Origin of the sequence: uncultured Allofournierella sp. (assembly GCA_944382705.1) — a bacterium.
Lineage (GTDB): Bacteria > Bacillota > Clostridia > Oscillospirales > Ruminococcaceae > Allofournierella.
The window spans coordinates 75,954-88,547 of sequence record CALWNE010000044.1 but is presented as its reverse complement, the minus strand read 5'-3'; the positions used below and the strand labels follow the sequence as shown (position 1 = coordinate 88,547).

The 12,594-nt window shown below is 55.0% G+C and carries 9 protein-coding genes and 1 riboswitch; of the genes, 1 reads left to right on the top strand and 8 read right to left on the bottom strand.

Annotated features, from left to right (window positions below):
• Positions 1 to 466: 466 nt before the first annotated feature.
• Positions 467 to 2,170: a M3 family oligoendopeptidase gene (locus ACH2EM_RS06765; RefSeq protein ID WP_395151371.1), complete on the bottom strand. Its 1,704-nt coding sequence runs from the start codon at positions 2,168 to 2,170 to the stop codon at positions 467 to 469.
• A gap of 158 nt (positions 2,171 to 2,328) precedes the next feature.
• Positions 2,329 to 2,435: riboswitch (THF riboswitch) on the top strand.
• Between the two features lie 119 nt (positions 2,436 to 2,554).
• Here ACH2EM_RS06765 and ACH2EM_RS06760 point away from each other — a divergent pair.
• Positions 2,555 to 3,124, top strand: coding sequence for a folate family ECF transporter S component (locus ACH2EM_RS06760; RefSeq protein ID WP_395151370.1), 570 nt, complete (start codon positions 2,555 to 2,557; stop codon positions 3,122 to 3,124).
• A gap of 57 nt (positions 3,125 to 3,181) precedes the next feature.
• Here ACH2EM_RS06760 and ACH2EM_RS06755 read toward each other — a convergent pair whose 3' ends face one another.
• From ACH2EM_RS06755 to ftsH, 7 genes are all read right to left on the bottom strand, one after another.
• Positions 3,182 to 4,762 carry an amidohydrolase gene (locus ACH2EM_RS06755; protein WP_395151369.1) on the bottom strand — a complete coding sequence of 527 codons (1,581 nt, stop codon included), beginning with the start codon at positions 4,760 to 4,762 and terminating at the stop codon, positions 3,182 to 3,184.
• A gap of 182 nt (positions 4,763 to 4,944) precedes the next feature.
• Positions 4,945 to 5,778, bottom strand: coding sequence for a Cof-type HAD-IIB family hydrolase (locus ACH2EM_RS06750; RefSeq protein ID WP_395151368.1), 834 nt, complete (start codon positions 5,776 to 5,778; stop codon positions 4,945 to 4,947).
• On the bottom strand, positions 5,775 to 6,584 hold the full coding sequence (gene proC / locus ACH2EM_RS06745) for a pyrroline-5-carboxylate reductase (protein WP_395151367.1): 810 nt from the start codon (positions 6,582 to 6,584) through the stop codon (positions 5,775 to 5,777). Before proC ends, ACH2EM_RS06750 begins: the two co-directional genes overlap by 4 nt.
• Before the next feature lie 159 nt (positions 6,585 to 6,743).
• On the bottom strand, positions 6,744 to 8,003 hold the full coding sequence (locus ACH2EM_RS06740) for an ABC transporter permease (RefSeq protein WP_395151374.1): 1,260 nt from the start codon (positions 8,001 to 8,003) through the stop codon (positions 6,744 to 6,746).
• Positions 7,996 to 8,706, bottom strand: coding sequence for an ABC transporter ATP-binding protein (locus tag ACH2EM_RS06735; RefSeq protein WP_395151366.1), 711 nt, complete (start codon positions 8,704 to 8,706; stop codon positions 7,996 to 7,998). The genes ACH2EM_RS06740 and ACH2EM_RS06735 overlap by 8 nt, the downstream gene beginning before the upstream one ends.
• A gap of 5 nt (positions 8,707 to 8,711) precedes the next feature.
• The gene (locus ACH2EM_RS06730; protein WP_395151365.1) at positions 8,712 to 10,313 is read right to left on the bottom strand and encodes an HlyD family efflux transporter periplasmic adaptor subunit; all 1,602 of its coding nucleotides are present in this window, start codon (positions 10,311 to 10,313) and stop codon (positions 8,712 to 8,714) included.
• Between the two features lie 295 nt (positions 10,314 to 10,608).
• Positions 10,609 to 12,492 (bottom strand): ATP-dependent zinc metalloprotease FtsH, encoded by a 1,884-nt coding sequence (gene ftsH, locus ACH2EM_RS06725; RefSeq protein WP_395151364.1) that lies wholly within the window; start codon positions 12,490 to 12,492, stop codon positions 10,609 to 10,611.
• Positions 12,493 to 12,594 lie beyond the last annotated feature (102 nt).

The window sequence follows — 12,594 nt, the reverse complement described above, 5'->3', positions numbered from 1 at the left end:
TTTCTCAGATACAATACGCTTGCATCCACGAATTACTTGTTTTTTGGAATTGTTTAATGTGATTTTCCATCACAATTAAGGTTCCGTTCAAGCTTCTTGATATTGTTCAATTTTCAAGGTCCTGGTCGCTTTTCTCTTGCGAGATAGCTTGTTTATTATATCTCGCCTTCAGTGCTTTGTCAAGTACTTTTTTCAAGATTTTTTATTCAGCTTTTCAGCGACAACCGCATTATCTGCGGCTCAGTTATAATATCACATTCCGTACCCATAAGTCAACACCTTTTTTTCAATCTTTTTCGCATTTTTTTAAAACTCCTTCAAACTCTCTTTTTGCTTATAATATGTATATAAGAACTTTTTTCCTTGTTCAGCTCTTAAAAAAACAATCCGTTTCGGTGCGCAAAACACACCGAAACGGATTTAAAGCCAAACTCCTGTTTTAATTCAAAAATCTCAAACTTTCTGTTTACAGATTTTTGCTCTGCTCCATTACCCAGTCATACACCTGCTGAGCTACAGGAGCAATAGCCCCTTCCTCAAAAGGCACTGTAAAGCCGGCCGCTTTCACCAAACCGCCGTAGGTGTCGCTTCCGCCCTTCTGTACCAAAGCCAGGTAACGCTGCCATGCATCCTTGGGGTCTTTCAGGTGGGCTGCAAAGAATTGCAAAGACACCATCTGTGCCAGGCAGTAATCAATGTAATAGAAGGCGTGCTGGTAAATGTGCAGCTGCCGCTGCCAACCTGCACCACGGCTGTAGAAGGGCAGGCCATCAAAATCAATCCAGGGCCGGTATTTTTTCTCCAGCTCCAACCACACCTGATTGCGCTCCTGTGCAGTCAGCTGAGGCTGGCTGTACACAACATGCTGGAACTCATCCACCATACAGCCGTAGGGCAAAAAGGTGAGGGCATCCTGTGCATGGGATACAGCATATTTTGCGGTATCCTCCTTAAAGAACAGCTCATGCCAGGGGCTGGTGAGGAACTCCATAGACATACTGTGAATCTCACAGCTTTCCAAGCCGGGGCTGGCCAGTTCCTGGCACATTCCCTGCTGAGCCGCAACCCATGCCTGGAATGCGTGACCTGCTTCGTGGGTGAGCACATCCACATCGCCGGCAGTGCCATTGAAGTTGGAGAACACAAAGGGAGCACCGTAACCAGGAATGGTCTCGCAGTAGCCGCCGGGTGCTTTGCCGGGACGGCTTACCAGGTCGAACAGCTCACTTTCGGTCATGAAATCAATAAATTCTGCGGTTTCGGGGCTAAGCTCCCGGTACATATCCACTGCCTTTTGCAGCAGTTCCTTGTCGTTGCCCTTGGGAGTGGGGTTTCCATCCACAAAGCTAACGGTGATATCGTAGAATTTTGCATCCTTTACACCAATGCGCTCAAACTGAGCCTGCATGGCTTTGTAGGCCAGCGGAGTAACCGACTGCGCCACCTGATCCCGAAAACTCTTTACATCCTGCTCGTTGTAGCCAAGGCGGCCCATTCGCAGATAAGACAGGGGTACATAGTTGTCATATCCCAGCTTGCGGGCCTGGGCGTTGCGGTTTTCAATCATGCGGGTGTAGATTTCGTCCAGTTCTTCTTGATGGCTGTCAAAGAACTTTCCCTCTGCCTCAAAGGCAGCCTTACGCACTGCCCCGTCCAAACTCTGTTTGTAAGGGCCCAGCTCCGGCAGGGTGAGGGTTTTACCATCAAACTCCACCTGTGCACCAGCGTAGAGCTTTTGGTAACGGCTGGCCAACGCATTTTCCTCCTGCATCAGCTCCAGCAGTTCCTCATTGGAGCTGGCAGCGGCCACCTCCATCTTTTCCAGCAGAATTTCGCCGTACTTGTCTGCCAACGCTGCTTTATGGGGGCTGCTCAAAATAGCACGATACAGGTTCAGCCGGGCATTTTCCACAGCAGGGTCATGGGCATCAAAAAAATCGTTTTCTGCGGTGTAGAATTCATCCCGGGTATTCAAGGTGTACCGAATCCGTGCCAGTCGGGCAGCGGTGCTGTAATCGTCATCCAACTTTCTGTGCTCTGCAAATACCTGCACCAGCTGTTCGCCGTCCTGTGCCTGCTGGGCTTTTGCGGTAAGCATCTGGTAAGCCTCCAGAACCTTGTCCACATCCGGACGCTGGTAGTTCATATCGCCAAACTTGCAATACTGCATTTTCTATTCTCTCCTTTACTGCCCGATTTCACAAACCGGGCTTATTACTCTTATTTTATACCCTGCAAGTGGATTTTTCAAACTTTTTCTACTCTTTTGCAGCAGCAGTGTGATAAATTGCACTTGTTGCTAGCGCTAAGTGGGGGTATAATAGACCTTGCAGAGTAAAAACCTGTGCGTCAAGTGCCAGCCCGACGGGGAGTTGCGGGCCGGACGAAAGAATCCCTTGCAGGGTTCTGCGGTGCAGGTTTTGCATCCCGCTGCTGCATAAACCGCAGGGGAGACAAGCATCGTGGTTTGGTTTGCCCTGCCCGGGGTCGGCCCCATGCTGAATGTTCTTTCCTCCTTTTGTGCGGCATTGCACCATAAAAGGAGGTTTTCTTTATGTTTTCATCCCTTACGCAATGCTTTCGCCAGTCTGCCCGGCAGTTTCATCATCCCCGCACGCTGGCCCTCACCGCCCTGCTGGTGGCGCTTAACCTAACGCTGGACGCTCTCAACATTCGCATCCAGCTTACCCCCCAGCTGCGCATCAGCCTTGGCTTTGTGGCCCTTGCCATGGTGGGTATGCTGTTCGGCCCCATTACTGCCATGACCGCTGGGGCGGCCAGCGATTTTGTGGGCTGGCTGCTGAACAACGGCGGCGGTGCCTATTTTCCCGGTTTTACCATCACTGCCATTCTGGCCGGGTTAATCTGGGGCGTTGCCCTTTACCAAAAGCCCCTGCGGTGGTATCGGGTATTGGCTGCCAAACTCACCATCAATGTGCTGTTGAACATTCTGCTCAATAGCTTCTGGCTTTACTTATACTATGGCAAGGCGTTTCAGCTGGCCACCCTGCCCCTGCGCATTGGCAAAAATCTGCTTATGCTTCCGCTGGAAGTATTTTTAGTATTGCTGGTAGGCCGGCTGGTACAGCAAATCTACCGCCGCAGCTCCCCTACCCATCTTTAAATCCAATTTTATGGCCCAGCCGGCTTTCTGCACCGGCTGGGCCATTTTTTAATCCGCTTATTGTTCAGCGCAAAATACCTGCTGGCCATCCTTGTAGGTTGCCAGCACCCGGATGCTTCGCAGCTGGCTGGGTTCCACCTGGGTGGGGTCTGCACTGAGCACCACCAAATCCGCCCGCTTGCCGGGAGTAATCGTTCCCTTTTGGTCCTCCTCATGGTACTGGTAAGCCCCATACACCGTGAGCGCTTTCAAAGCCTCATAGGCGGTGATGGCCTGTGCATCTCCCAGCCGACGGCCGCTTCGGGTAACCCGATTGACCGCACAAAACAAACTGTCGATGCAATCGGGCGCCAGCACCGGGCTGTCCATATGAAAAGTAAACGGGATGCCCAGCTCCTGAGCAGTGCGGGCCGGGCTAATCTGGCTTGCCCGCTCCTGACCAAAGTTTTTGCAGTGCACATCTCCCCAATACCAGGTGTGGGCCACAAAAAAGCTGGGCATGATGTTCTTTTGCTTGAGCAAAGGCAGCTGGTCCGGCCGCAGCAGCTGGGCGTGAATCATCACATCCCGGTGCTGGCTGGGCTGCTCGTGCGCATCCAAAAACTGCTGGGCCGCCGCATCTCCATTGCAATGGCACAAAAGCTGCTTGCCCGCCTGCCGGGCCTGCTCCACATAGTCCCGCACCTGCTGGTCGGTGTACACCGGGTAGCCCCGGTAGTCCGCCGGGCCGTTTTGGTAAGGCTGGCTTACCCAGGCGGTACGCCCCTGGGGGCTTCCGTCCAAAAACAGCTTGTAACCGCCGATTTTAAAATGCCCCTTATAAACCCCATCGTATTCCGGATGTTTTGCTGGCAGATCGCTGTGCTTGCGGATGTCCGCATACCCCACCACATCCAGCTTCAGTGCACCGCTCTCAGCGGCTGTACTCAGCACCGAATATTCATAGTCCTTCAGCAAACCATCCTGAGCGGTAGTAATGCCGTAACCAAAATATACCTGCTGAGCCTTGCAAAGCAGCCCCTGGCTGTTATCGCTTTGGGTCTGCCCCAGGGCCTGTGCCGCCTGGAGGGTAAAGGCCGTTTCTTCCAGGTAGCCGTTGGGCTGCCCCTGGTCGTCTCTGCCGATTCTTCCACCCTGGGGGTCAGGAGTCTGGGCGGTGATGCCCAACTCTTCCAGCACCCGGGTGTTTACACAGCCCATGTGTCCGCTGGCGTGGCAAACCATCACCCGGCGCCCCGGCAGAGCTGCATCCAGCCATTGGCGGGTGGGATGCTCTGCCCCCGGCAGATCATTGTTGTCGTATCCAAACCCAATAATCATTTCTTCGGGGCCGCGGTTTTCTTTTTCCACAAACTCCTGCAACCGCTGGGCAATTTCCTGCTGGCTTGCCGTGCCCGCAAGGCTGGCAAACTGCAAGGTGCTGCTGTATTGCACAATATGGCTGTGGCCATCAATAAAACCGGGCAGCAACGCTGCTCCTTTCAAGTCCAGCAGCTCAGCCTGGGGAGCCTGAGCTTTCAATGCATCCAAATCCCCCACCCCGTCAATGCGCCCCTGACGCACCAGTACCGCCTGGGGACGCAGACAGGCTTCGTCCATGGTGAGAATATGACCGCCGTAAAAAATTTGTTCGTTCATGGGTACACTTCCTTTCCTAAAGAGCCGTACTGCCCGTATGCTGCAAACGATTATACTTTTAGGGTACCACAGGAACATGAACAAATTACAACCCGGCCCTATTTTCCTTGAATTTTATCAAAAATAAAAAAGGAAGCACCGGGTTTCGGCACTTCCTTTTGTAAGTAAATTGTTTTGCAAGCTTACAGTCTCAGCACATAACGCTCCAAGGCTTTAGCTACACCGCCTCGGTCGTTGGTGTCCGTTACCGTATGGGCCAGCTGACGGATGGACTCCGGCGCATTGCCCATGGCAACACTCAAGCCCACTGCCTGCAGCATGGCGGCATCGTTTTCAGAGTCGCCGCAGGCCATCACCTGCTGAGGGGCAATGCCCAGCTTACGGCCCAATGCCAACAGAGCCGTTCCCTTGTCCGCTCCCGGTGCACTGATTTCCAGGTTGCTTTCGGTGCTGGATACCACCGTATAGCAGCCCAGCTGCTCAATCAGCTGGCGGGCCTTGCTTCGTTTTGCCTCATCGTCAAAAAACAGGTTGCATTTTTCAAACCCTACCTGCCGGCCAATAAATTCCTCCATATCCTCCACCGGCTTGCGGGTCTTGGCCAGATAGCCCTCCATGCCTTTGGGCGCCCACTGGGCTACACAGTCCAGGTCCTTTTGCTGGGTGTATCCTTGGCCTTCCACAAACACATCCCACACCAGATAAAGCCCCTCCACCAAGCGGCGCACCTGCTGCACCTGCTCCACCGTAAGCCATGTTTTCTGAATGATATTTCCGGTGGCCGTTTCCACTATGGTAGCGCCATTGGAGGTTACCGCATAATCCACGCCGGGAATCTCCAAAAATGCTTTGGGCACCGCCGCCAGCGGGCGGCCCGTGGCGGGAATCACCAGGCAGCCCTGAGCATTGGCCCGGGCGATGGTTTGCAGGGTGCGGGCACTAATCTGCTTGTTGCTGTCCAGCACGGTACCATCCAAATCCAACCCTACCAGCCGGATATCTCTCTGTTCCATCATTGTTTGCCCAGCTCCTTGTTTTTTTCGTAGCTGGCGATTACAGCATTCATGGCAGCCGCCCGCATCCCCCGCTCCTCCAGCGCACGCACACCCTGAATGGTGCTGCCGCCGGGGCTGCATACTGCATCTTTTAGCTGGCCCGGATGACTGCCGGTTTCCAGCACCATATCCGCAGCACCGGCCAGGGTCTGTGCTGCATACTCCATGGCCTTTGCCCGGGGCAGACCACAGGCCACTGCTCCATCGGCCAGTGCCTCCAAAAACAGGTAAGCAAAAGCCGGGCCGCAGCCTGCCAGCGCACTGGCGGCATCCATCTGGCTTTCCTCCAACGCATCCAGCCGGCCCGCCGTGGCCATGATTTGGCAGAACTCCTCCACCTCCTCAGGCTGTACCAGCTGATTGGGTGTGTACAAAATCATTCCCTTGCCAATGGAACTGGGGGTGTTGGGCATAATCCGCAAAATGGGTGCCTCCATGCCCAGCTGGCTGGCCAGTGTTGCCAGGGTAACACCTGCGGCCATGCTTACCAGAATGTACCGATCCCTGCGCTGCTTCAGTACCGGTGCCAGCTCCTGCAACAGCTGGCCCATCTGATGGGGCTTTACACCCAGCACAATAAACTTGGCACCGGCCGCCAGCGCCTGGTTATCCTGAGCCATCCGGCAGCCCAGCTGGTCTTTCAACTCCTGTACCTTCTGGAGGCTGCGGCTGGTGATCACCACCTGCTGGGCATTCCAGCGGCAGGCCGCCCGGGCCAGTGCACCACCCATGTTCCCCACTCCAATAAAGCCAATGGTACTGCTCATTTCGCTCTCTCCTTCTGCCGGGCCAAGGGCCAGGTATCTGTGATTTTTGTACAGCATACACCCCGCCGGGCCAATTTGTCAATCCTGGGCGAAATCGCAGCAAAAAGGCACGGCCCAAAGGGGCCGTGCCTTTTAAAAGCAAACTGCACGCTTTGCAGGTTATTCATAGCGCAATGCCTCGATGGGGTCCAGCTTGGCGGCTTTGTTGGCCGGATAGTAACCAAAAAATACACCAATCGCCATGGAAAAGCCCACCGCCAGCAAAATGGCCGAGATACTGGGCCGGGCCGCATACCCCATGAGGGTTGCCCCCAACGCTCCCAGGCCCACACCTAACATTACACCCAGGATGCCGCCAACGGCACAGATAACCACCGCCTCGGTGATAAACTGCACCCGGATGGCCAGCCCCGGCGCACCCAGCGCTTTGCGGGTGCCGATTTCACGGGTACGCTCGGTGATGCTCACCAGCATAATGTTCATTACGCCAATACCGCCCACCAGCAGGCTGATGGCCGCAATGGCACTGATGGCCAGCTGCACCGTGGCCATCATGCTGGTCATGGTCTCCAGCATACTCTCCATGCTGGTGGCCGTTACCGTATAGCTTTCATTGCGGGTATAAAAGCTGGCAAAAAAACTTTTAGTATTGCTCAGCAAGGTTTGGGTATCGGCACCGGGTACCGCCACCACCGTAAAGCTCTGGTAACCCTGATTGGCAGAGGCCAGCTTCCGGGCGGTTTGCAGCGGAACGAACATCTCGGTCACCGGGTCGGACCCGGTCAGGCTTACATAACCATCCTCCTCGTATTCGTACACACCGGCCACATAAAACTTGAACAGCTGGTTGTTTACGGTCACTTCAAAGGATTGCCCCAGCACCGAAGCGCCGCTGGTTCCAAACACGCTTTCACAAAACAGGTCGGATACCACAGCCACCTGCCGCTGGTCGTCCTCATCTTTAATGAAGCGGCCGTGAAGCAGGGTTAAGTCGTTGGCCGCTGCATAATCGGCATTGACGCCTTCCATGGTGGCACTTACCGTGGTACTTTCCTGCTGCACCTGAGCGGTGCCCACCGACTGGGTCAGGATAATGGCAGACACCTGGTCTCCATAGCCCTGCTTGTATTCCTCAATCATGGCATCGGTTATCAAATCCTCTGCGGAGGGGCTGGAAGGGCCGAACATCCGCACATTGCCCTGGCTGCTGTCATCGGAGCTTTTTTGCTGCAGGCTCACGGTGATGTTGTTCACGCCAAAGCTCTGCATACTGTCGGTCAAAGAACCGGTCAGGGAATCACCCACCGTCACAATGGCAATCACGGAGCCAATGCCAATGATGATACCCAACACGGTAAGCAGGGCACGCATCTTGTTGGCCCACAGGCTGGCAAAGGCCATGTCCACATTGTCAAACATCTGCACGGCGGCCCACCCCCTTTCGCTCTCCAATGAACTGACCATCTCGCAGGGTCAAAATCCGTTCACATTCCTCTGCCAGCTCCTGGCTGTGGGTAATCAGCACAATGGTCATGCCCTGCCGGTGCAGCTGGTGAAAAATATCCATCACGGTGCGGCTGGTGGCCGAATCCAAAGCGCCGGTGGGCTCGTCGGCCAGCAGCAGTGCCGGCTGGTTGACCAGGGCGCGGGCAATGGCCACTCGCTGTTTCTGCCCGCCGGAAAGCTCGTTGGGCTGATGCTTTTCCCGTCCGTCCATCTGCACCATAGCCAAAAGCTCTCTGGCTCGCTGGGTGCGCTGGCGGGCTGGAACGCCTGCATACAACATGGGCAGCTCCACATTTTTAAGAGCACTGGTTCGGCCAATCAGATTAAAGGTCTGGAACACAAACCCAATTTTCTGGTTGCGAATGGTGGAAAGCTCTTTATCCCGTGCTGCGCCAATGTCCACTCCGTCCAGCAGATAGGACCCTTTGGTAGCCCGGTCCAGCGCTCCAATGATATTCATCAGGGTGGATTTGCCGCTGCCGGATTCACCCACAATGGCAACAAAATCCCCTTCATATACCGTCAAATCAATGCCATGCAAGATTTCCAGCTCGTTGGGCTGGCCTATGTTATAGGTTTTTACGATGCCATTCATTTCAATGATTGGGCGTTTCATGCCGGTCAGCCCCCCATTCCGGGAGCGCCGCCCTGGCCGCCGCCTTGTGCATTGCCGCCACGATTGCCGCCCATGCCACCGCTGGCCATATCACCAGGCATTGTTGCGCCAAACTCCATGCCGCCCATCATGCCGCCGCCCATCATAGGCGAATCAGTGGTTTCGGTGGCTTCTTCCTGGTTGGCACTAGCCCGTACCACCAGGCCTTCGCTCAGCTCCACACCGGAAATTTCGGTGTAATAGTCATTCTGCTGGCCCAGGGTAACTGTTACCGGCTCAAACACCTGTTCGCCGTCACTTTGGCCCTGCTGCACATAAATCACATAGGTACCGTCTTCCTGCTCCTCCACAGCATCCAGCGGCACTGTAAACACATCTTCGGTGGTGGAAACCATAATTTCCACCTTTGCATTGGTGCCAATCAGCAAGCCGCTGTTTGCATCGTCCACCGTTACCTCTGCCGCAAAGGTGGAGGAGGAAGAACCGCCGCCGGTAGCAGTGGGAGAAATCTGGGTCAGGGTACCGGCCACCTCGCCGTCCATCACATCGCTGGTAATGCGGGCACTCATGCCAACCTGTACGCTCTCAATGTCGTACTCCGCAATGCTGATGGAAATTTTCAGTTTATCCGGGTTCTGGATGGTGGCAGCCACCCCTTCAATGCTGCTGCCAACGGTGGCATTCAGTGCCGTTACCTTACCGCTGGTTTCTGCCTTGAGGGTGCACTCCTCCAGCTGTTCCTGCAAATCCTCCAGCTCATCGCTCTCGCCGGATTTATTGTAAGTCTCCAAGGCTTCCGCACGGGTATCCTCGGCATTTTCGGCGGTTTTCAGTGCCTGCTCACAGGCTGTTTCCGCCTGTTCCTTGGCAGTTTTCGCCTGCTGCAAAGCCTGTTCCAGCCCATTGAATCCCACGGAATTCTGGGCTTCGGTCAGGCTCATGGCCTGCTGCTGATACTCCTGCTTTGCCTGCTCATAGGCCTTTTGTGCATTTTCTGCATCGGTCTGGGCCTGCTGCAAGCGGGTGTACGCTTCATCCCGCTTGGTCAGCAAATCCTCCTGCTGCTGGTTTGCATCCCACTCTGCATAGGCTGCATTGTATTCATTCTGGCGCTCATCCACCGTTTGAACTGCCTGGTTCCAAGCCGCCAGTTTTTCCTGCTGGGCGGCATCCGCTGCATCTGCCTTGCTTTGGAAGGTACTGATTTTTGCCGCTGCCTGATCGTAGGCTGTCTGTGCGCTGTCCAGGGTTGTCTGAGCCTGATTCAAGGTCTCCAGCGCCTCGCTGTACTGTGCCTGGGCCTCAGTGACGGAATCCTGGGCCTTTTGGTAATTTTTCAGGGCTTTTTCCTGATTTTCAGCTAAGGTTTCCTTTGCCTTTGCAATACTTTTTTCTAAACTTTCTGTATCCAGAGTGCAGATAACATCTCCCGCCTGTACCGTGTCACCTACCTGTACATTTACTTCCTTTACGGTGTATTTCAAAGAGGTAGTCACGCTGGAAAGCTCATCGCTTTGCACCGTGCCGGTGGCACTGATGGAGTCCTCCAACGAACCTTTGCTCAAGGTCACGGTGCGCACATAGCTGGTTTTTGTTACAGTGGGCATGGCACGAGCCCTGCTTTTCCACACAAATCAGCCGCCGGCAGCCAGTGCCAGCACCAGCACCACCGCCACCAGCTTTTTGTGTCCGGCCAAAATCCGCAACTTCCCAGCCGAAACCTTTGTTTCCTTACTCATACAATGCAGTTCCTCCTCGTTGCAATGGTAATGTTTGGCTTAGTATACCAGCAGTTTGTGAGTGCCTTCCGTTGAAAAAGTGAAGATTTGGTGAATGCAGCAAAAAACCGGGCAGAGAATCCTTGTTCTCTGCCCGGCTGGTGCGGCTGTTATTTAGGTTGTTTTAATTTTGTGCCAAGCTGCCCGGCTCCGGCTCCCGGTTCAAAATCTCCATGAATTCCTCGCCGGTAATGCTTTCTCGTTCCATCAAAAATGCCGAAAGCTGGTGCAGCTTATCCACATTGTCCTTTAAAATCTCCATGGCCTTGGCATGGGCGCTCTTAATCAGCTCCAGTACTTCCTCATCCACCTTCTGGGCGGTGCCTTCGCTGCAAGCCAGGGATGCATCTCCACCCAGGTACTGGTTGTTGATGGTAGCCAGAGCCATCATGTCAAACTGGCGGCTCATACCCATGCGGGTCACCATGCTGCGGGCCAGACGGGTTGCCTGCTCAATATCGTTGGAAGCACCGCTGGTGCAGCTGCCAAAAATCAGCTCCTCGGCCGCACGGCCGCCGGTGTAGGTGGCAATCTTATTAAACGCCTCCTCCCGGCTCAGCAGGTTGGTTTCCTCTTCCGGCACCTGCAAGGTGTAACCCAAAGCACCGCTGGTGCGGGGCACAATGGTAATTTTGGTCACCGGTGCGCTGTGGCTCTGCTTGGCCGCTACCAGCGCATGGCCAATCTCGTGGTAGGCCACAATCCGCTTTTCCCGAGGGCTGAGCACCTTGTTTTTGCGCTGGTACCCGGCAATTACCGTTTCCACCGCTTCCATCAGGTCCTCCTGGTTCACAATGCGCCGGTTGTGTTTTACTGCCCGCAGAGCCGCCTCGTTTACCATGTTGGCCAGCTCGGCACCGCTGGCGCCGCTGGTGGCACGGGCAATGGCCGTAAAATCCACCTTTTCGTCCACCAGCACTTTTTTGGCGTGTACCTTCAAAATGGCGGTGCGGCCCTCCAGGTCCGGCAGCTCCACCGGGATGCGCCGGTCAAACCGACCGGGCCGCAGCAGGGCTTTGTCCAGGGTTTCGGGCCGGTTGGTGGCCGCCAGAATGATGACCCCCTTGCTGCCGTCAAACCCATCCATCTCGGTAAGCAGCTGGTTCAAGGTTTGCTCACGCTCATCGTTGCCGCCGCTCACACCGGCTGCATTGTCCCGGCTTTTGCCAATGGTATCAATCTCATCAATAAACACAATGCAGGGTGCCTTTTCCGCCGCCTGCTTAAACAGGTCACGCACACGGGCTGCGCCCATACCCACAAACATTTCCACAAACTCGCTGCCTGCAATGCTAAAAAACGGCACGCCGGCCTCACCGGCCACTGCTTTAGCCAGCAAGGTTTTGCCGGTGCCCGGAGGGCCCACCAGCAAAGCACCCTTGGGCAGAGTGGCGCCAATGCTGTTGTATTTTTTGGGGTTGTGCAAAAAGTCCACAATCTCCTGCAAGGCTTCCTTAGCTTCATCCTGCCCGGCCACATCGGCAAAAGTCTTGCCGGTTTGCGCCTCCACATACACCTTGGCGTTGGACTTGCCAAAGCTCATGGCACCGGGGCCGCCCATCCGCTTCATCACAGTGCGGCTCAAAATCTGGCCCAGGGCCACCATCAGCAGCACCGGAATCACCAGGCTGAACAGCATCCGTATCAACGGGGAAGTCTGGGTGGGGGTCACACCACTGAACTCCACCGCCTTGCCATCCGGGCCGGTGGCATCCAGCAGACGCTCCACCCGGTCCGGGTCATTCACCCAGGCCGTTTGGTAAATGCGCTCCTTGCCGTTTTCGTCCATGGCTTTGTAGGCAATCACGCCCTTGCTTGTGTCCTCCTCCACTGCAATAACCTTTTGGTTTTCCAGTGCGGTCACAAACTGGTTGTAGCTCACCTGCTCCACCCGTCCGGTCAAAAAACCGGGCAGGGCCAGCGCATTGATGAACAGCAGCAAAAGCAATGCACCTGTATAGTAGTAAATAATCGCTCTTTTTGGGGGCTTTGGCCCTGTTTTTTTCATAAATTCTCTCCGCCTTTTCTCCCTTCCATCCAGCATGGCCCACCTGCTGGGGGCAGGGGGCAGCTGCATTTTGGGCAGTATGGTTCTTTCTTAGCATACCCG